15 protein-coding genes and 2 pseudogenes are annotated in these 20,320 nt (G+C 56.9%); 9 read left to right on the top strand and 8 right to left on the bottom strand.

Features of this window, described 5'->3' with window-relative positions:
• Both LEPTO7104_RS40160 and LEPTO7104_RS43640 read left to right on the top strand, forming a co-directional pair.
• Nucleotides 1–281 (top strand): annotated as a pseudogene (locus LEPTO7104_RS40160) (ISKra4 family transposase); the annotation flags it as partial.
• A complete protein-coding gene (locus LEPTO7104_RS43640) occupies nucleotides 203–436 on the top strand; it encodes a DUF6887 family protein (RefSeq protein WP_422879824.1) in 234 nt (77 codons plus the stop codon). The pseudogene LEPTO7104_RS40160 and the gene LEPTO7104_RS43640, both read left to right, overlap by 79 nt.
• A gap of 71 nt (nucleotides 437–507) precedes the next feature.
• Here LEPTO7104_RS43640 and LEPTO7104_RS0115410 read toward each other — a convergent pair whose 3' ends face one another.
• Nucleotides 508–1,503 carry an adenosine deaminase gene (locus tag LEPTO7104_RS0115410; protein WP_017299477.1) on the bottom strand — a complete coding sequence of 332 codons (996 nt, stop codon included), beginning with the start codon at nucleotides 1,501–1,503 and terminating at the stop codon, nucleotides 508–510.
• Between the two features lie 120 nt (nucleotides 1,504–1,623).
• Complete coding sequence (locus tag LEPTO7104_RS0115405) at nucleotides 1,624–2,289, bottom strand: hypothetical protein (RefSeq protein WP_017299476.1); 666 nt, start codon at nucleotides 2,287–2,289, stop codon at nucleotides 1,624–1,626.
• Between the two features lie 322 nt (nucleotides 2,290–2,611).
• Between LEPTO7104_RS0115405 and LEPTO7104_RS0115400 the strand changes: the two genes are divergently transcribed.
• Nucleotides 2,612–2,854, top strand: a complete 243-nt coding sequence (locus LEPTO7104_RS0115400; RefSeq protein ID WP_017299475.1) for a ChaB family protein — start codon at nucleotides 2,612–2,614, stop codon at nucleotides 2,852–2,854.
• Between the two features lie 148 nt (nucleotides 2,855–3,002).
• On the opposite strand, the gene LEPTO7104_RS0115395 is transcribed toward LEPTO7104_RS0115400, so the two are convergent.
• The 5 genes and pseudogenes from LEPTO7104_RS0115395 to xdhA form a co-directional block, all read right to left on the bottom strand.
• Complete coding sequence (locus LEPTO7104_RS0115395) at nucleotides 3,003–3,983, bottom strand: XdhC family protein (protein WP_040696805.1); 981 nt, start codon at nucleotides 3,981–3,983, stop codon at nucleotides 3,003–3,005.
• A gap of 18 nt (nucleotides 3,984–4,001) precedes the next feature.
• Nucleotides 4,002–4,319 (bottom strand): annotated as a pseudogene (locus tag LEPTO7104_RS43635) (hypothetical protein); the annotation flags it as partial.
• Nucleotides 4,303–4,527, bottom strand: a complete 225-nt coding sequence (locus tag LEPTO7104_RS0115390) for a DUF433 domain-containing protein (RefSeq protein ID WP_026072755.1) — start codon at nucleotides 4,525–4,527, stop codon at nucleotides 4,303–4,305. The pseudogene LEPTO7104_RS43635 and the gene LEPTO7104_RS0115390, both read right to left, overlap by 17 nt.
• A 75-nt stretch (nucleotides 4,528–4,602) precedes the next feature.
• Nucleotides 4,603–6,933: a xanthine dehydrogenase molybdopterin binding subunit gene (gene xdhB, locus LEPTO7104_RS0115385; protein ID WP_026072754.1), complete on the bottom strand. Its 2,331-nt coding sequence runs from the start codon at nucleotides 6,931–6,933 to the stop codon at nucleotides 4,603–4,605.
• Nucleotides 6,934–7,314: 381 nt separating this feature from the next.
• Entirely contained in the window at nucleotides 7,315–8,697 is a 1,383-nt protein-coding gene (gene xdhA / locus LEPTO7104_RS0115380) for a xanthine dehydrogenase small subunit (RefSeq protein ID WP_017299471.1), read from the bottom strand.
• A gap of 1,249 nt (nucleotides 8,698–9,946) precedes the next feature.
• Here xdhA and LEPTO7104_RS0115375 point away from each other — a divergent pair.
• The 3 genes from LEPTO7104_RS0115375 to LEPTO7104_RS0115365 all read left to right on the top strand — a co-directional run bounded on the left by LEPTO7104_RS0115375 (nucleotide 9,947) and on the right by LEPTO7104_RS0115365 (nucleotide 13,263).
• A complete protein-coding gene (locus tag LEPTO7104_RS0115375; RefSeq protein ID WP_017299470.1) occupies nucleotides 9,947–11,134 on the top strand; it encodes an acyltransferase family protein in 1,188 nt (395 codons plus the stop codon).
• Nucleotides 11,135–11,392: 258 nt separating this feature from the next.
• A complete protein-coding gene (locus LEPTO7104_RS0115370; protein ID WP_017299469.1) occupies nucleotides 11,393–11,947 on the top strand; it encodes a TRAP transporter small permease subunit in 555 nt (184 codons plus the stop codon).
• A complete protein-coding gene (locus LEPTO7104_RS0115365; RefSeq protein WP_017299468.1) occupies nucleotides 11,944–13,263 on the top strand; it encodes a TRAP transporter large permease in 1,320 nt (439 codons plus the stop codon). Before LEPTO7104_RS0115370 ends, LEPTO7104_RS0115365 begins: the two co-directional genes overlap by 4 nt.
• A gap of 44 nt (nucleotides 13,264–13,307) precedes the next feature.
• On the opposite strand, the gene LEPTO7104_RS0115360 is transcribed toward LEPTO7104_RS0115365, so the two are convergent.
• Nucleotides 13,308–14,423, bottom strand: a complete 1,116-nt coding sequence (locus LEPTO7104_RS0115360; RefSeq protein ID WP_017299467.1) for a TRAP transporter substrate-binding protein — start codon at nucleotides 14,421–14,423, stop codon at nucleotides 13,308–13,310.
• 292 nt (nucleotides 14,424–14,715) lie between these two features.
• Between LEPTO7104_RS0115360 and LEPTO7104_RS0115355 the strand changes: the two genes are divergently transcribed.
• From LEPTO7104_RS0115355 to LEPTO7104_RS37015, 3 genes are all read left to right on the top strand, one after another.
• Nucleotides 14,716–15,297 carry an HD domain-containing protein gene (locus LEPTO7104_RS0115355; RefSeq protein ID WP_026072752.1) on the top strand — a complete coding sequence of 194 codons (582 nt, stop codon included), beginning with the start codon at nucleotides 14,716–14,718 and terminating at the stop codon, nucleotides 15,295–15,297.
• Between the two features lie 324 nt (nucleotides 15,298–15,621).
• The gene (locus tag LEPTO7104_RS34020) at nucleotides 15,622–18,711 is read left to right on the top strand and encodes an ATP-binding protein (RefSeq protein ID WP_017299465.1); all 3,090 of its coding nucleotides are present in this window, start codon (nucleotides 15,622–15,624) and stop codon (nucleotides 18,709–18,711) included.
• Complete coding sequence (locus tag LEPTO7104_RS37015) at nucleotides 18,704–20,185, top strand: diguanylate cyclase domain-containing protein (RefSeq protein ID WP_017299464.1); 1,482 nt, start codon at nucleotides 18,704–18,706, stop codon at nucleotides 20,183–20,185. Before LEPTO7104_RS34020 ends, LEPTO7104_RS37015 begins: the two co-directional genes overlap by 8 nt.
• Nucleotides 20,186–20,320: the final 135 nt, after the last annotated feature.

The raw sequence follows: 20,320 nt of genomic DNA, 5'->3' as shown, positions 1-20,320 counted from the left end.
CAAAGTCGATGAAGTACTGACCTTGTTTGAGCCGACTAAAAAAGAAAGCGGCCAAGAACTTCTGTCAGTATCTACGCAAGCACCAGCACCGCATCCTCAACTACGACTACTATCAGCGGGAGCAGATTTGTTCGATTGGTTCAGGAGCCGTCGAATCAGGCATCAAGCAGATTGCTCGCCGCATTAAAATCTCGGGTGCTCAGTGGAACGAAGACAACGTTCCACAGGCCTTAGCCCATCGCTGCGCTTACCTCAATGGCATGATTGGGGCGCAAAGGTGACATGCTCCCTGGCCCACCGAGATGATGATGAAGCCATTGAGGCTTTGATCCGAATGGGCAATCCTAGCGCTCCAGTCTATCCGTTCCCCCAGACTGAAGACGACTTGAAGGTGATGGAAGCGATTCTTCAAAAGAAGTTAGCTAGCAATGGTTAGTCGGTTGCCCTGCGTACATCCTTGGCTTCGCGGTTTTTAGCATTACTATTGACACCGTATTTAGGCCTTTCCTAATTGTAGGTTTCTAGTTCTTCTACATAGGGCTGCTGCTCTGCTGGGCTCAAGAATGACGCTCGGAAGGAATTTTTGGCGAGCTGCACCAGCTGCTCTGGCGATAGCTCCAGGGCAGATTCCACCGACGCAAAGTTTTCCGCCAGGTAGCCGCCGAAGTAGGCGGGGTCATCGGAGTTCACCGTGACGCACAGGCCCAGATCCATCAGGTGTTTGAGGTTGTGCTGGGCCATGGTGTCAAACACGCAGAGCTTGATGTTCGACAGGGGGCACACCGTCAGCGGTATCTGGTGCTCAACCAGGTACTCCACCAGGGCCGGGTCTTCCACACAGCGTACGCCGTGGTCAATGCGCGACACCTTGAGCAGGCGAATCGCTTCCCAAATGTAGTCGGGTGGCCCCTCTTCGCCCGCGTGGGCCACTGTGAGAAAGCCCTCGGCCCTGGCCCGGTCAAACACCGCCTGAAACTTCGAGGGCGGATGGCCCAGCTCTGAGGAATCTAGCCCCACGGCGATGATGCTGTCCCGGTAGGGCAGCGCTTGCTCCAGGGTGGCCATGGCGGCTTCGGCGCTGAGGTGGCGCAAAAAGCAGAGAATTAGCGCTGAGGAGACCCCGAGTTGGGTTTTGGCATCTTTTAGCGCCTGGGTGATACCGCTGTGGAACACCTCAAAGAGAATGCCGCGATCGCTGTGGGTCTGCGGGTCAAAGAAAATTTCGGTGTGGCGCACGTGCTGGGCCGCGCATTTTTGCAGGTAGGCCCAGGTGAGGTCGTAGAAGTCTTGCTCGGTTTGCAGCACCTGCGCCCCGGCATAGTAAAGGTCTAAAAAGGACTGGAGGTTTTCAAACTGGTAGGCCGCCCGCACCGCCTCGACCGAATCGTAGGGGAGCGCAATGCCGTTGCGCTGGGCCAGGGCAACCATCATCTCTGGCTCCAGGGAGCCTTCGATGTGGATGTGAAGTTCGGCCTTGGGGAGGGTGGAGAGGGGCGATCGCATAGTCAGGCAGCGCTTTTTTTCGGCTATTATGCCCCAGATATTTGGATGGCCGCAGTTCAATGCAGCACTCCTCGGAGGAAGGCCCCCCAATGCCTTTGGTACGACTTAGCCCACTGCAAATTAAGGGCGGTAGGCCACGCGGCGCAAGGGATTGAGCGCCTGCTGCATGAAGCTAACAATGCCGCAAAGGATAAGGGTTTCCCCCAGGAGTTCGCCAAATTCTTCGAGGGTAATTCTCAGGTGCTCGCCCAGGAAAAGACCTCTGGAGGAAGCATGGGTGGCAAGCTCCGAGTCGATCGCGCCCTTGGCGGCTTCGGCGCCAAACCCGCCCAGCAGAAACACACCCATCCCCGCCAGCACCCACAGCACCGAAGCGCGGTGGTGCCGCCAGATCCAGGCCAAATCCTGCCAGCCCAGCACTGGAATAGCCATCAGAATGCTCAGGTAAATGAGCTTCCAGTTGAACTGGTGCAGGGAGAGGTGGAGCTTGGTCAATTCATCGAGTCCACCGTAGAGGCACAGCAAGGCTACGGCGCTGGGCAGAAACCAGGAGACCGGACGGGCCATGCGGTGGCGATAGAGAAGTAGACCAACACAGAGGAGCGCGATCGCAAACAGGTGCGCCGCCTGAACCCAGGAGGGCAGCGATCGCAGGCCGTTGAAGTCCAGCAGCGGCCCCGACTCACCCCACAGATAAATGGTGGCGAAGTAGGCCAGAGCTAGCCCGATGTCGAAGCCGATCAGGGCGATCGCCGCCAGAGGCATCCATTTTTTTTGCTTAGCCATAAAAATAAGCGCGATAAATTTATTCCCCCATATTGACCTCAGGCAGAGGCTGGCCGCCGCCAAATAAAGTCGGATTTAGTCGGTCAGGCAGTTCTTGCGTTGGCCACGGGATCAGCCGCTCTGCGCCAGCCGATTCAGAGAAAAGCGATATTCTAGCCATCGAGCAAACAGGGTAAATTCTCGTCAAAATCGTACGTCAATCCCCTATCTTAGGGCAGCCCATATAGCTCCAGAGTTTCCAGCGCAAGAGAGAGGTTGAGGCCAGTTTCAATGCTCTAAGGTCTACTCAGGAATGACCTAATAACGATAGGGAGAAAACCTTATGGCTTACGAAAACACAGACGCTTTACCCCAAGAAACTCAGTCACTTCCCCAGGAGGCCAAGCAAATTTTTATGGCCGCCTTCAATAGCTCACTGCAAGATGGGTTTAGCGAAGAAGGTGCCCATGAAGTTGCCTGGAATTCAGTCAGAAACACCTTTGCCCAAAACAGCAATGGGGAATGGTACTTTAAGGCTGAAGACCTCGATTCTCGCAGCCGGACAGGCACCATGCCTGCTTCCTAGCTTTGCCAAAGTGGCTAACACTTTGCCTTAGCTAAGGCAGCCTAAATAGCGCTTTAACCGGGCTATTTTCACCTGGGCAGGCAGAGCTTTGAGGCAGGAAACTGTCAGACCTCTGCCTGCCCAGCTGCGCGAGCATGCGCTGGCTGAGTCAAATCACAAGCTGCCGACGCAGCTGTTCGGAGAGCGATCGCCCCGTCCCTCCCCGCCGCACCATAATTAGCTCAGCGCCAATGCTGACCGCAATTTCTTCGGGCGTCAATGCTCCAATATCCAAACCAATGGGGCCATAAATGGAGGCCAATTTCTCTTTTGAAATACCTCTGTGCGCGATCGCCCCATAGACCTGGCGCACTCGCTTTTCGCTGCCGATCATGCCGATGTACTGGCAGGGAATGGGGCGCTGAAGTAGTAGCTGGAGAGCGGCGAGATCGTAGGTGTAGCCGCGCGTGACCAGGGCGGCATAGAGGTTTTGGTGGGCGGCGAGGGATGCGATCGCCTGGTCAATCTCAATCGCCAGAATTTGACTGGCCTGGGGATAGTGGTGTGCGTTGGCCCAATCGGGGCGATCGTCCTGCACGGCAACCTGAAAGCCGATTTGATCGGCAACTTTGGCCAGCTGAATGCCCACGTGCCCTGCCCCCACAATCAGCAGCGTCGGCGGTGGCTGAAGGGTTTCTACGAAGGCCGCAGTGGGATCAACGCAGACAGCATTCTCGACTAAGTAGGGGGTTCTATCCTGCTCGAAGGGCGTGACGAAGGTGACAGACTGACCTGCCTGAAGCGATCGCAAAATCGAATGCACCAGGAGTTTTGCCGCATCGCCCTGCCACCGCTCTAGCCACACCCGCATGTGCCCCCCGCAAACGCCCTGGGTTTGCCGCTGCGGTGCCCCCGACAGGTCAATCTCGACAAACTGCTTTTTTCCGGTCTTAAGCACCTCCTGGGCCTGACGCAGCACCTTGGCTTCCCCTGCACCGCCGCCAATGGTGTTGAAGGCTTGGCCCCCAACATCGACCACTAGCTTGGCTCCCACTTCACGGGGCACAGAACCTTTAACGGCAGTGACAGTAGCTAAAACAGCAGAGCCATATTCAAGCACCTGAGCCAGTTGTTGAAAGCAGTTCACCATAAAATTCTTTCGGTTACGTCCAACTTCAATCACATTTCCTGGACTAATCGAAGTTAGCATCTGACGAACATCAGACATCGAGGGAAGTAAATCGGGCAGGCGATTACTGGGTGCCACCAAAACCACAACAGTCACCCCAGCTTGGCGTAAATTCTGCTGATAGCGCAGATTTTGGTCTGTGGTAAGCAGAATGGTGAAACCGGCTTGATTCATAAGTGCCAGCAGTTCGCCGTTTTTTCTGCCCGACCACCCCATTTCAACAACGGTGCTGATATCGTAATCAGCGAGTTCACGTTTTAATGGGCGAGGAGCGCATTCATTAAGCAGGATTCGCATAGGCAATTAGCATTTCTTTTGCCAATTCCAAGGCGGCAATGGCCTGTTTCCTGCTCACGCCGGGAAAATGATCCAAAAACACGTTCAAAGAATCTCCGGCCTCAAGGTAATCAAGCAGTGTCTTGATTGGCACGCGGGTACCACAAAAAACAGGAGTTCCTCCTAAAATATCAGGATCGCTTTGAACAACATGAGGAGTTAGTGCCATAGTCTTTGACTGCCTAACTTTAAGCCGTAACGCTGATCCATAGTGTGGTTTATCTATTACTGGCATTTGTTGCGGTCAAGACATCACCTCCACAGATTGCCCCTGGCTAACCGCCGCCTTCACAGCCTCGATCGCCCACAGGGTCGCCTCCGGGGTTGCGGGCAAGCCTAGCGGCACGTAGTCGGCATTGCCAAAGGCGGCGACGGCGGCGCGGATCGCCTCGCGCACCGACATGGCCAGCATAAAGGGGGGTTCGCCCACGGCTTTGCTGCCGTAGATGACGCCATCCTGGGCGGCGCGCTCTAGCAGATGGACGGTGAACTGCTCGGGCACTTCGCTGATGGTAGGGATTTTGTAGGTGCTGGGGGCAAAGGTGCGCAGGCGGCCTTCACCATCCCACACCAGTTCTTCCATGGTCAGCCAGCCCATGCCCTGCACAAAACCGCCTTCGATCTGGCCCTTATCCACCAGGGGATTCATAGACTCGCCCACATCGTGGACGATATCGACCTGGCGCAGTTTGAAGGTACCGGTAAAGCCATCGACTTCGACCTCAGAGACAGCGGCCCCGTAGGCAAAGTAGTAGAAGGGACGCCCTTTACCCAGCTTGGGGTCCCAAAAAATGTTGGGAGTGCGGTAGAAGCCGGTGGCCGACAGGCTAATGCGTTCGCTGTAGGTCTGCTGCACCACCTCGTCGAAAGCAATGCGGGCGCTGGGGTAGGTGCGGCAGTAGATCCAGTCGTCTTCAAAAACCATGTCTTCGGGGGCGTCGAGGTTGAGCATGCGCACGGCAACTCCGGCGAGGCGATCGCGCAGTATTTCGCAGGCATTCTTCACCGCCTGACCATTCAAGTCGGAGCCGCTGGAGGCCGCCGTGGCCGAGGTGTTAGGCACCTTGTCGGTGCTGGTGTGCATCATCCGAATGCGATCGAGGTTGACGCCCAGGGCTTTGGCCGCCACCTGGATCATTTTGGTGTGCAGGCCCTGGCCCATTTCGGTGCCGCCGTGGTTGAGCTGAATGCTGCCGTCGGTGTAGATCAGCACCAGCGCCCCGGCCTGGTTGTACATCACCTTGTTGAAGGAAATGCCGAACTTGACGGGGGTGATCGCCAGGCCCCGCTTCTTGTAGAGGCTGGTTTCGTTGAAGGCCGCGATCGCCGCCCGCCGGGCCATATAGTCAGCCCCTTCCTTGGCCTCCTGCCAGACCCGAGCCATGCGGTTGTCAACAATTTCCTGGTCGTAGTGGGTGGTGCAGGTGGCCCCAGTGCCGTGGTAGAAGTTGCGCTCGCGCACCACATCCGGGGGCAGGTTGAGGGTGCGGGCGATCCTGTCCACTACCTCCTCGATCACAATCATGCCCTGGGGGCCGCCAAAGCCGCGATAGGCCGTGTTCGACACCCGGTTGGTCTTGGCGATCCGCCCCTCCACCACCAGGTTGGGGATATAGTAGGCGTTGTCGATGTGCAGAATGGCCCGGGCCAGCACCGGGGGCGACAGATCCAGGCTCCAGCCGCCGTCGGCGGTCAGGATAGCGTTCATGGCGGTGATGGTGCCGTCGCCGTTAAAGCCCACCTCGTACTCGCCAAAAAAGCCGTGGCGTTTGCCGGTGATCAGCATGTCGTGGTGGCGGCGCAGGCGGCAGCGGGCTGGTCTGCCGGTTTTGTAGGTGGCCAGGGCCGCCGCTGAGGCAAAGGGGTTGGCCTGGGATTCTTTGCCGCCAAAGCCGCCGCCCATGCGCAGACAGGTGCACACCACCCGGTTCTCGGGCAGCCCTAGAATGCGGGCGACAATGTGCTGGGTTTCGGTGGGGTGCTGGGTCGATGCGAAGACCTGGAGGTTGCCCTCGCCGTCGGGCACGGCCCAGCTGGTCTGGGTTTCGAGGTAGAAGTGATCCTGTCCGCCGATTTCGACTTCGCCAGTGAAGGTGTGTTCAGACTGGGCGATCACCGCGTCGGGGTCACCGCGCCGGATGAACTGGGGCTCGCTGTGGTAGCTGTCGGCGGCGATCGCCTCTTTCACGGTCTTAATGGCGGGCAGCGGCACATACTCCACCACCACTTTGGCAGCAGCCTCGCGGGCGGCAGTCTCAGTTTCGCCTACGGCCCAGGCCACCACCTGACCGTAGTAGCTGACCTCATCGGTGGGCAGCAGCACCTCGTCGCGGACAATTACGCCGGTATTGTTTTCTCCGGGCACATCGGCGGCGGTGAGCACGGTCACACAACCGTCAATCTCCAGTGCTGGGGCGACATCTAGCTTGGTGATGGTGGCTCGGGTGTGGGGCGAGGTCACCGGAAAGAGCGACAGCATCCCCGCCGGTTCGCGCTGGTCGTCGGTGTAGACTGCCGTGCCGCTGACGTGGGCAACGGCGCTTTCGTGACTCTTGCGTTGGCCGACTGGGCTCATGGGGATACCTCTGGCGATTTTGGACTGGCGATTTTGGATTTTGGACATCCCCTCCCAGGAGGGGCAGGGGTGGGTCTGCTAAGAATTTTGATGATGTAGCGTCCTACTACTGGAGGCGCAAGGCTGGGGGACAAAAGCTATGCCTGCCGCTGGGGGAATTTCGATTTCCCCCAGACCCCCTCGACCAGGGACCGTCGTTCCGTAGGAACGCAAACATAACATTGGCCGCCCTGGACCCAACGGAAGGGTTAACTTGTAGGTAGCGCATCGCGCTTCGCATCGGTCTCAGCATGTAGGTAATCTGTGCGGTTAATCTTCAAAAACTTCTCGGGCGCTGGAGGGTGCATTGCTTCGCGAATGCACCATTTGAGGATCTGAACTTCAGGGAAACTCCACAAAAAATTTCTCGAACAAATTCACCACCAGCAGCTTGCGGTAGTCGGCGCTGCCGCGCAGGTCGGTGAGCGGCGTGAAGGCCTCTTTCAGCAGCGGCTTGGCGGCCTGAATTGTCTCTGCATTCCAGGGCTTGCCCACCAGGAACGCCTCAACCTCTGTCGCCCTGGCTGGTGTTGCCGCTACCCCGCCATAGCCCAGCCGGGCATGGAGAATCGTGTTGCTGCTATCCACGTCCACCACAAAAGCCGCCGCCACAATGCTAATGTCGTCGGTGCCGCGCTTGCCGATTTTGTAGGACTGGGTGAGGCGGCGATCGCTGGCAGCCGTCCATCCCCTAGGAATTTGCACCGAGACAATCACCTCACCGGGCTGTAGCTCGGTTTGACGGTAGCCGGTGAAGAAGTTGGCCAGGGGCAGGGTGCGATCGCCGCTGGGGCCAGCCAGCTTAAGGGTGGCATCTAACGCCAGCAGCACCGGGGGCAGATCGCCAATGGGGGAAGCGGTGCCGATGTTGCCCCCCAGGGTGGCCCGGTTGCGCACCTGGCGGGCGGCAAACCAGTGGATCATCTCGTCCATGGCGGGAAAGATGCCGTGCAGGTTGGCCTCAATGTGGCTGAGGGGCACCGCCGCACCAATTTCTACGGATGCCTCAGTGTGCTGCACCTGCTTGAGTTCTGCGATCGCCTCCAGGGAGATCAAAATGGGGTAGTGCTGCCGATGCCAGCTCATCTCCAGGCCCAGATCCGTGCCCCCGGCCACCAGGGTAGCGTCGGGGTGCTGCTGCAACAGGTCGAGCACCTCCGCCAGCTGGGTCGGTCGGTAAAACCGCTCGCTGTGGCCGTTGTTGTCGGTCATGTAGGCAAAGGGCAAAAGCGCCGTAGACGATGCCCCCAGCTGCTCCGCGAACCGATCCTGGGGGGCGGCCTCGGCCACCATCCGGGCGGCGCGGCGAATGGGCAGGTAGCCGGTGCAGCGGCAGAGGTTGCCTTCTACCGAGAGGTCGTCGGGGGTGCCGTCGTAGTAGGCGGCAAACAAACTCATAATGAAGCCGGGAGTGCAGTAGCCGCACTGGGAACCGCCCGTTTCGACCATGGCCGACTGCACCGGGTGAAGCTTGTCGATAGTGACGGGTTCCTTCACAAACGCATCTTTGGGAATGGTGCACTGGGTGATGCCGTCTGCGGTCAACACCTGCCGCCCCACCACCGCCCCTAGGGGAATCAAACAGCTGTTGACGGCCTGGTAGTGGGGCTGGCCATCGGCCCCTTCGCCAACGATCGCCACAGTGCAGGCCCCACAGTCGCCGTCGCCGCAGCCTTCCTTAGTACCCGCCCGCCCGCTCAGGCGCAGGTACTCTAGCAGGGTCATGGCCGGAGAAACATTGTCAACGGAGACGGGTTCTCCGTTGATAGCAAAGCTGAGTTGAACGTCAAGTTGTTGAGTCACGGGGCTTAATGCTTCCAAAAACACGATCCCATGGGCAATCTAGTGTTCAACTTAGCGGCATTTTAGTAAGCCAGATGACAATTTGACCAAATTTAATTTGTGCTTATCGCTGACCGAGCCACTGCCCCAAGCAGACTGGCCATCTGAGGCTGGCATCATTCGCGGGGGGAGATTAGTACTTCAAGGCAGAAGGATGATAAGGGGAGGCCAGATCGTACAGGGGGTTCCGCCTTAGCTAATAGATGGATTACGTCCGCCTCAGAGGATCAGAAACTCAGCTCCGTAGGCAATGGTGCGAAGACAGATAGCAAATGCCCGTCTCCTGACGGAACGGACACATCCCGCCCCTGATTGACTGACAAAAGTCCTGATGCAGGTTGGGTTTCGCTTCGCTCAACACCAACCTACGGTAGCACCAGGGTTTTAAGGATTTTGTCAATCAACCAGCATCCTACCCAGAGCCGCGAGATTGACCGAGTGAGGCGATCGCACTGCCCTAGCCAGAACGGTCAAACCTTTATAAAGATTATGGCAAACAATGTAGAGCTTTTATAATGCCTGCTTTTTTTGCTATGAAATCTGAGGTGCAGTGCAATAAGCTAACCCGTACACAGAGAGAGGCGCAGCCGGGCAGACATTGTTTGCTTCTAGCTCCAGCAAGCAGATAGAAAGGCCATGCCCTAGCTAACCTGCGCCGCCAGTTTTTCGCATCTAACCCTATGCCTAAATTCAACATGCTTACTCCACCATAAAAGCTAAACCTTCGCATCAGCGTCTCTTTGCTGCGAAAGGTCTGCGTGAGCGTGCGCTTCCGACGCCTTGATACTGCAGGCCATTCAGAATGGCCAAGCAAAGATTAGGGTTGAAATAGGATTTTTCGCCTTAATTCTGGTTCGCTAGCTCAGGATCTTAGCAAAATGAGCTTTGACCAGGCGCTTTAGCGTAGACCCAGAAAAAGCATGCGATATTATGCGCCTCACTTAGGCGTTTAAGCCTCTTTTTGAAGTGCTGTAGCATCTTTCAAAAACAAACTGCTTCAGTTTTTGAGCGGCTATTCACCAGCCAATCAGATGCCATGCCGTATCTGATTCAGGCTGTGCTTTAGCGTTGGCATGACCTCATCAGCCAAGCAGGCAATCTAACTATAATCAGATCGAAAAACAGGCCAGGTATGGCACAAAGCCGTACTATTGTCATGGATAAACCTATGCAGCAAGCAGACATCGGCATCCCAAAAAATTCTCTTTCCACCAGGATTCTGTGGCTAGATTTCGCGAAATCATACGGCATGATCTTAGTCTTCCTGGGGCACATACTAGAGTCTTTAAGCCAGCACGATTTCACATCCGCATTTCTGACCTATAAAGCCATATATTCTTTCCATATACCTTTATTTTTTCTTCTTTCTGGCTATATTTCAAAACCTCCCAAGGGAAGCTTCGCGAAATATATAAGCATCAGAATATCTTCTAGAATAGTTCCATTCGTATTTTTCAATATACTGGGCTTAATGGGACGCATCTTACTCGATTTAGCCAGCAAAAACTTAAACTTTACAGCATATCTTAGCGATTCTCTCTCACTTCTGAGAGGCGTTCCGGCCTTCAACATTACAACCTGGTTTTTAGCCTGCTTATTTGCGGTTGAAGTAGTACATTTTGTGGTTTGCAGAATACTCAAATCTGAGCGATCGCGCCTCTTAGCCGCCGCCTTACTGTTTGGCCTAGGCTGGTTTGTGACCCTCGAAAATCGAGAGTTGGCTATGAATCTCTGGTTTTTTCCGGAGGCAATGGTTGCCTATATTTTCTATATATCAGGGTCTGTCTTAAGGCATAGCAATTATTTTAACGACGGCGATGCCAAGCCCGAGAGCAGCATTTCCAAGGACGCCATAGGGTTTTGGGTTAGCTTCATCATTATGCTGCTGACTTTCAACCTGAATGAATCCCTGTTTTACCATGAGCTCCCTAAGGTGGTCTTCATGGGTCTTTCCAGCCATGGGCAGCCCCTGCTGTTTCTCATCACGGGCCTAGCGGGTTCTCTAGCAACAATTTATCTGGCCCGTTGGTCGGCTTCTAGCCAGTCCTTAAGTTCCCTTCAAAATCGCTTAGGCATCAAGTTCATCGGGCTCAATACCCTCGTACTGCTGGGTCTCAACGGACTGCTGATGCCCTTTAACTATAAACTGGCCGGCAAGCTGGCATCCGTTTTGCCCGATCAGCCATTTATTGTTCTCCCCTTAAGTCTCGGGTTGGCGGCAATCTCTCTAGCGATCTGCGTCCCCCTTGTTTTAGGTTTGAAGCGTTTTTTGCCTCAGTTCGTAGGCTTGTATAGACCTTCCGCAAAGTTGACCCAGTAAAGGGTCAGCACGTACGGTTATAGCGCTGCGCAGGGGGGCCAAATTAAACCCAGCTTAAGCTGCTTGACTGACCGCCTTGCTCGCAACGGGTAGATCGCTAAAACAAGGGCCCAGTACCTCGACGGAACCCAGAGGTTACGAGCAATACAGCCTGACTTTAAAAGCCTGGGACAATCGGGGGTGGTCCAGGGGCAGCAGGTACTATAGGCTACAGGAATCTTGTCATATCTACTACGTCGTATACCTGGAGGAGACTCAATGCAGTTTTTGCTGCGGGTTTCTGGTTGGATTGATCGAATTAGCGGTTGGCTGGGCTGGCTCACCATTGGTCTGACGCTGATGATGACTGCGGTGGGTGCCTACAACGCTGTTACCCGGTATCTCAGCCACTACACAGGCACCAACCTGAGCTCAAACCGCTACATCGAGGTGCAGTGGTATCTCTTTAGCCTGGTGTTTCTGCTGGCTGCGGCGTACGTGCTGCAAAAAGGCTCCCATGTGCGGGTGGATATTTTTTACAGTCGGCTGTCGGTCAAGCAAAAGGCCTGGGTCGATTTGCTGGGGACGCTGCTACTGCTGCTGCCCTTTTGTGCGATCGTGATTATCTATTCGCTGCCTGCTGTAACCAACTCTTGGAAAGTGCTGGAGCAATCCTCCGACCCGGCGGGGTTGCCCCGCTACCCCCTCAAAACCATGATTCCCGTTGCCTTTGCCTGGCTGGGCATTCAGGGAATTTCTGAAGCGATCAAGCAGATCGCTATTTTGCGCGGCATTCCCCCTTTGAATATTCACCCAGAGGAGGTTGGCCCATGAGCGATGCCCTTGGCCCGCTGATGTTTTTGGGTGCTTTAGTCATTATTTTTACGGGCTACCCCGTGGCCTTTGCCCTGGCCGGGACGGCAATTTTATTTGCCGTCATTGGCAGCCTGCTGGGCCATTTCGACTGGATTCTGTTTAGCGCCTTGCCCAACCGCATTTTTGGCATTATGGGCAATTACGTGCTGCTGGCCATTCCCTTCTTTATTTTGATGGGCACAGTCTTGCAGCGATCGGGCCTGGCCGAAGACCTGCTGGAGACCTTTGGCATTTTGTTTGGCCGTCTGCGGGGTGGGCTGGCGATCGGGGTAATTTTGGTTGGCACACTACTGGCCGCTGCCACCGGGGTGGTGGGGGCAACGGTAGTGGCCATGGGGATGATTTCGCTGCCAATTATGCTGCGCTACGGCTACAGCCCCTCGCTAGCCACCGGGGTAATTGCCGCCTCGGGCACGCTGGGGCAGGTCATTCCCCCCAGCGTGGTGCTGATTGTGCTGGGCGATCAGCTGGGGGTATCGGTGGGCGACTTATTTCTGGGGTCGCTGGTGCCGGGTCTGGCCCTAGCTGGCTTTTATCTAATTTACGTCGTGGTTGTCTCGTTCTTTAAGCCCGAGATGGCCCCGGCTCTGCCCGCCGAGATGATCGACATTTCGAAGCCAGAGTTGGTCAGGCGAATCTTTCGGGTGATGCTGCCGCCGCTGACGCTGATTTTGGTGGTGCTGGGGAGTATTTTTGCCGGGGTCGCCACCCCCACCGAAGCAGGCGCTATGGGAGTTTTGGGTGCGCTGGTGCTGGCGGCATTGAATCGCCGTCTGTCGCTCAAAATGCTGCTGGAGGCACTTGATGCCACGGTAGAGCTGACCACCATGGTGATTGTGCTGCTGTTGGGAGCCACCATCTTTAGCCTGGTGTTTCGAGGCGTTGGGGGGGCTGAGACCGTCGACCATCTGCTCACCAACCTGCCCGGGGGCAAGATCAGCTTTCTGCTGTTTGTCAACCTGCTGGTATTTTTCCTCGGTTTCTTTCTCGACTACTTCGAGATTGTGTTTATTATTGTGCCGCTGATGGCTCCGGTGGCTCTGGATTTGGGTTTTGACCTGGTCTGGTTTGGGGTCATGTTGGGGGTCAACTTGCAAACCTCGTTTTTGACGCCGCCCTTTGGCTTTTCGCTGTTTTATCTGCGCGGCATTGCCCCACCCGAAATCCAGACCACCAGTATCTACAGGGGCGTGATTCCGTTTATTGCGATTCAGGCGATGGCTCTAATATTGCTAATTTTATTTCCTAGCATTGTGACCTGGCCCCTAACCTAGCCCGGCGGGAGGGTTAGAGGCCAGCATTCTGGGCCAACCTGAGGTTACGACTTTTGGGCGAAAACAAACTCGTTGAAGCTCAGCTCTGCGGTTGAGAACCAGCGGTTTGAGCCTTCGCGGAACTTCTTCCAGGCATCGTAGACCTTGCGATAGGACTCGTCTTTGGAAGCCAGCTCTTCGTACAGATCGAAGGAAGTGGTTTGGGCAGCGGTCATAATGTCATCGGAAAAGGGCTTCAAATTGACGCCCTGGCCGAGCAAGCTGTCGAGGGCGCCGGGGTTGAGGGCATCGTAGCGGGCCATGATGTTGACATGGGCCTCGCTGGCGGCTGTCTTGAGGGCCTGCTGGTAGGCGGGAGAGAGGCTGTTCCAGGCGTCGAGGTTGAAGTAGAAGGAGTATTGCGAACCGGGTTCCCACCAGCCGGGGTAATAGTAGATTTTGGCGGCTTTTTGCAGGCCCAGTTTTTCATCGTCGTAGGGGCCGACGAACTCGGCGGCGTCGATGGTGCCCAGCTGAAGGGCCTGAAAGATTTCGCCCCCGGCCAGGTTTTGTACGTTGACGCCGAGGCGCTCCATGACCAGGCCACCGAGGCCAGGAATGCGCATGTTGATGCCCTTGAGATCGGCGGGGGTGTTGATCTCTTTGTTCCACCAGCCGCCCATCTGGGTACCCGAGTTGCCGCCGGGGAAGCTAATAATGTTGAAGTCAGCGAGCAGCTCGTGGATAAGATCTAGCCCGCCTCCCTGGTAAAGCCAGGCATTTTGCTGGCGGTAGTTAAAGCCGAAGGGCACGGCGGTGTCGAAGGCCAGGGCTTCGTTTTTGCCCCGGTAGTAGTAGGAGTTGGTGTGTCCGGCCTGAACGGTGCCCTGCTGCACCGCATCGAGGACTTCTAAGCCCGGTACTAGCTCCCCAGCTGCCGAGAGGGTGATTTGAAACTTGCCGTTGGTGAGGTCTTTGACTCGCTCAACAAAAACCTCGCTGCCGCCGTAGACGGTGTCGAGGCTGGGGGTATAGCTGGAGGCCATGCGCCATTCGATCGCTTTGGATTCGTCGGTTTGCACAGCGGGGCCGCTGCCCGTGGTCGACTGCCCGCAGGAAGCGATCGCAACGGTAGTTGCGGCCCCAGCGGTTGCACTCGACAGAAAAATTCTTCGCTTCATCGGAGCACTCCTCACTTCGTTTTTGCAAATAGTAAAATCGCACCCATGATACTAGAGCCAGGAATATCAAGTTTTGTTATGGGGAACATTTTGGCGCTCGGCTCAGGGTTAATACGTAGCAGGGCGGGCTTAATTATTGCTCTGCTGCCCCAGCAGCCCTCCGTGCCGGACAATACCACCGCCATCCGTCCCCTGGGGCCTTCGGCATAACCCCAGCGCCAGTCCCATTTAGGGCAGAGCCAATTGCGCGGCCAGATCGGTCATGCTGAACAGAGTGATTATTTTAGAACCCATGACTCAACCATCCCCAGCCGCATCCAACGCCGCCGCTGCCCTGCTGGAGGCGCTGCATTTTGCCGCCACCAAGCACAGCGACCAGCGCCGCAAAGACAGGGCGGCGTCGCCCTATATCAATCACCCCATTGCCGTGGCGCGGCTGCTGGCCAGCGAAGGCGGCGTAACCGACCTGGTAACGCTGCAGGGGGCGATTCTCCACGACACGGTAGAGGATACCGAGACCACGCCGGAGGAGTTGGAGAGCCTCTTTGGCCCCGAGGTGCGGCAGGTGGTGGACGAGGTGACCGACGACAAGAGCTTGCCCAAGGGCGATCGCAAGCGCCTGCAAATTGAGCACGCGCCCCATCTGTCGCACCGCGCCCAGCAGATCAAAATTGCCGATAAAACCGCCAACGTGCAGGATATTACCGCCTCGCCCCCCGCAGACTGGTCGACGGAACGGCGGCGCGAGTACCTCGCCTGGGCCGAGCAGGTCGTGAGCGGCTGCCGGGGCTGCAACCCAGCCCTGGAGGCGTTCTATGACCAGGTCATCGCCCGGGGGCAAGCGGCGCTGGCGGACACCGCGCAACCCCATTGAGCCCGGCCTAACGAGCGGCCCAGCGATGGGGCCAAATCCTGCGGCAGCAGAGAAAGCTGTACTGAGTTTTGGGCACTCTGTGTACTAAACGGCTCTACATACTAGATAGCTCTATGGCGACATTTTTGAGTTTCAATTAGTTTCTGACTCAAATTGTAACGTCATGTTTTGTTTGCTAAAGCTATGTATCTGATCGAGATCGGCGTAATAATTGGGTTTAAGGGTACACCTAGAATCCATTGCTGATCGGGCTGAGGAGCGAGCTGCTTCTCATTTTTTCAAGGGTTCTCGTGACTAAATTTCTACTGATTTTACTGAGCTGAGATGGCTGGCACTTCTACCCAAAAAATCTCGCGATCGCTCAACAACGCCGACCTGCTGGCCCTAGAGTCCTGCGACGTATACCCGATTCGCTTTATTGACACCATCCAGCCCCACGGTGTTTTGCTCTCCCTGGGCTACCCAGATTTAGACATTTTGCAGCTCAGCGCCAACGCCGAAGAGTTTTTGCGGCAGCCCGCGGCGGAGCTGATGGGGCAGCCCCTGACGGCTGTCTTTGCCGAACTCGACGTGAAATCGTTGAGGCACGATCTGGCCCAGAGTCAGGCCCCGACCTACCGGGTGCTGACCCACCCCACCACCGGGCAGCACTTTGCGGCTGGGGTTCATTGGCAAAAAGACGCCTTGCTTATGGAGCTGGAGCCTCAGGCGTCGGACGCCGCTGGGGTGGACGACCTTTTGGGGCAAATCCACACGGCGATCGCAGCCTTTAGCACCGCCTCGGATCTGCAATCGCTAGTGGATATCTTTGCCCGCGAAACCCAGCGGCTCACGGGGTTTGACCGGGTGATGGTCTATCGTTTTAAGCCCGACTTGAGCGGGGTTGTAGTCGCCGAGGTCAACGCCAGCGATCGCGAGAGCTACCTGGGGCTTCACTACCCGGCCACCGACATTCCCCGCGAGGCGCGGGAGCTGTTTTACAAAAATTCCCTTCGGTTTATTCCCGATCTCAGCTATGTCCCGGTTCCCCTGGTGCCAGCCACCAGCCCCCTCACCAATGCCCCCCTAGACCTGGGCAGCGCCAGTCTGCGGGGAGTCTCATCACCCCACATTGACTACCTACAGGTGATGGGGGTGGGCGGCTCGATGTCCCTTTCGCTCACCGATGAGCAGGGGCTGTGGGGGCTGATTGCCTGCCACCACTACCAGCCCAAACCACTGTCCACCATGGCTCGGCAGGCGTTTACCCTGCTGGCCAAGGTCGCCAGCCTGGAGATCACGCGCTACCAAGAGCGCGATCGCAGCTACTACCAAACCCAAAACAAAGCCCTGCTGGCCCAGCTCAGAATCGACATCAACGAAACCGAAGATGCGGTGCTCAAGACCCTCACAGCCAATGCCCAGATCCTGCTGGATATGTTTGAAGCCGAGGGAGTTGCCCTGGTGCTAGACCAGGACTATGCCCTAGTCGGGCGCACCCCTGCCAAGGCCGATATTCAAACCTTTATCGAATGGCTGTTTCACCAGGAACCGGAGCAAATTTTTGTCACCCCATGTCTGGGGAATGTCTATCCCCCCAGCCAGACCTGGGATACCCAACCGGCGGGGGTGCTGGGCATTTCCATTTTCTTGCAGCAGCCTCGGCCGGTTTCGTACCACATTTTGCTGTTTCGCTCAGAGCAGCTGCAAACCGTGAACTGGGCCGGTGAACTCAGCGCCAGCGTCACCGTCGATGAGGCCGGGCAGGCAAAGCTTTGCCCCCGCAACTCCTTTAACCTGTGGAAGGAGTTGGTCAGCGGCAAGTCGCTAGATTGGCTACCCCAGCAGATCGAAGCCGCCGCAGATTTACGCAGCACGCTGATGCTGGCGGTGCTCAACTTTTCCAATGTGGCCCTCGAAAAAGCGGCGGCCCATGCCGAGGTGGCCAACCGGGCCAAGAGCGAATTTTTAGCCAACATGAGCCATGAAATTCGCACGCCCATGAACGCCGTGCTGGGGTTTAGCGATCTGCTGCAAACCATCATCAAAAATCCGGTCGCGCTCGACTACCTCGATGCCATCTCGTCCAGCGGCAAAACCCTGATGTCGCTCATCAACGACATCCTTGACCTGTCTAAAATTGAGGCTGGTCAGATGGACATTCGGCCAGAACCGACGAACATCGCGCTGCTGGTTCAGGACATTCAGCATATTTTTCAGCAGAAAGCCGCCCAGAAAGATGTTCAGCTGCGGGTGATTTTGGCTAGCGAGCTGCCCACCGCACTCCTGTTCGACGAAGTGCGGCTGCGGCAGATTTTGTTCAATCTGGTGGGCAATGCGCTCAAGTTTACGGAACAGGGCTACGTCGATATCGAGGTTTCCTGCGCGCCTCCCCCCGATGGCCCGAACCAGCAGTCGGTCGATCTGACGATCGCCGTTTCCGACACGGGCATGGGCATTGTGACGGCCGATCAGCAGCTAATTTTTAATGCCTTTACCCAGAGCTATGGCCAGAGCGATCGCAAGTTTGGCGGCACCGGCCTGGGGTTGGCCATTACCTATCGCCTCACGCATCTCATGGGCGGCACCATTGAGGTGCAGAGCCAGCTGGGCCAGGGGAGTAAGTTTACCTGTAGGTTCCACCAGGTGGCCATTGCTGCGGAGGACAGCCCGATCGCAGCCAATGCAGAGGCGGACGCTGACGTAAACCAGTGGCCAGCGCTGACCATTTTGGTGATAGACGACGCCAAATCCAACCAGGATTTAATTGCCGGCTACTTTAGAAACACCCACCACCAGCTGTTGTTTGCCCAGGACGGGCTAGAGGGGGTGCAGCTGGCCCAGACGCACCTGCCGGACCTGATTTTGCTGGATTTGCGCATGCCCCTCATGGACGGCCAGGCCGCCGCCCACATCCTCAAGCAGCAGGACCTAACCCGCTCGATTCCCATTATTCTGATCACGGCTTCCCTGAGCCACGACGACGACGCGCTGATCGCTAGCGGCCTGTACGCCGAGCTACTGCACAAGCCCGTGAAGCGCCAGCGGCTGTTTAAGCTGATTCAGCAGATTGTCAGCCCAGGGCAGCCACCGTCAACCGCCGCCCCGGCTGACCCAGCGCCCCTGCCGCAGCAGCGGCTGGCTGAGGTGATTGCCCGGCTGGAGGCGATCGCGGTGGACCCATGGCAAACCCTGCGGCACACCCTGGACACGCGATCGCTCGAAACCTTCCTGGACCGCCTGCGAGCCGTGGTCGCTGATTACCCCGATGAGCGGCTCTCTGTCTACATCGACACCCTTTCCAGGCAGCTCAATGAATTTGACTGGGAACATTTACCCCACACCGTAAATGCGTTTGCGCCCCTGCTAGACAGCCTGACTCACCCGCTGATGGCTCGCTTAGCAACCCCTTCGGGAGACCCTACCGATGCCTGAGTCTCTGGGTTTTAAGGCCGCCAAACCCCTGATTATGGCCGTCGATGATGTCCCCGTAAATCTCAAGATTTTGCACGGGGTGCTGGCGGCGGCGGACTATCGAACGACCTTTGCAACGCGAGGCCAGCAGGTTTTAGAACGCCTGGCCGATGTCAAGCCCGATCTAATTTTGCTGGACTTAATGATGCCGGAAATGAGCGGCCTCGACGTGTGCTATCGACTGAAACAAAATCCGGAAACGGTGCACATTCCCATCATTTTTTTGACGGCCAGCCATGAGGTTGCGCATCTGGGGCAGGCCTTTGACTGTGGCGCGGTAGACTACATCACTAAACCCTTCAATACCACCGAACTGCTGGCCCGGGTTCGCACCCATTTAGACCTCAGTCAGCTGCGCAGACAGGCCCAGCGCCAGGCCCAGTGGGAAACCATTTCCCGGCAGATTGTGCAGGGCATCCATGCCTCAATCAACCTGCAAGACACCCTGAACAACACGGTTCAGGCCATTCAAGACCTGCTGCAAGCCAGTCGCGCGCTGGTGTACCGCTGGTGTGCCCCGCACCGCTACAAACTGCTGGCGATCGCAGGGCATATCCCCACCTCAGACTTCTATTCCGAGGACTTAGGCTGCCCCTATCTTCAGCACAATTCCTTGACGTTCCCAAAGGACAAAGACCAGCCGAGTTGTCTGGCCGAATCCGCGACCTGCTCCCCCCAGGGCGAAGGCCATAAGTTTTTGGTCACCGCCCCCCAAGACCTGCACCTACCGATTTATCAGCACGGTCGTCTGTGGGGCGGCCTGGTGGTGCAGAGCGCCTGCTCTAACCATATCTGGGCGCAGCAGGAGGCAGAGACGCTGAGCCTAATTGTGCAGCAGCTAGAAATTTCAATCCAGCATGCCGAGCTGCACCAGCGCTTAAGTTTGGCCAACCAGGAGCTAAAACGGATCTCCAATACCGATGGGTTGACGCAAATTTCCAACCGCCGCTGCTTTGATAACCGGCTAGAGCAGGAATGGCGACGCCTACAGCGGGAAAAACAGCCCCTAGCGCTGATCTTGTGCGATATCGACTATTTCAAACAGTTTAACGATACCTTTGGCCACCCCAGTGGCGATCGCTGCCTGGTTGCCGTGGCCCAGGCCTTGCAGGGCTGCCTCAAGCGGCCCGCCGACTGCGTGGCGCGCTACGGCGGCGAAGAGTTTGTGGTGCTCTTACCCAATACCGAGCTGGCTGGGGCGGTGGAAGTGGTCGAGCAAATTCAAAGCGCGATCGCAGCCCTTCAGATTGCCCACCCTTGCCCTACCCCGACAAGCCAGATCACCCTGAGTTTTGGCATTCACCTGGTGGTGCCCAAACCTCTGGCCGATGCCGCCGATGCTATAGACGCTATGGCCCTGGCCGATCGGGCTCTCTATGCCGCGAAGGAGGCCGGGCGCAATCGGTATAGGCTGACCTCTGAGTTGGCGTCGTAGGTTGTTGCGCGATCGACGGTAAATCTTTGTAGGTGGGGGCGTTTGAGCGTGGGGGCGTGGGGGCGTGGGGGTGTGGGGGTGTTGGAGTGTTGGAGCGTGGGGGCGTGGGGCGTGGGGGCGTTTTGAGGGGGAATG

Source organism: Nodosilinea nodulosa PCC 7104, assembly GCF_000309385.1.
Lineage (GTDB): Bacteria > Cyanobacteriota > Cyanobacteriia > Phormidesmidales > Phormidesmidaceae > Nodosilinea > Nodosilinea nodulosa.
The sequence above is the reverse complement of the archived record's forward strand: the minus strand, read 5'-3'. Positions and strand labels throughout refer to the sequence as shown.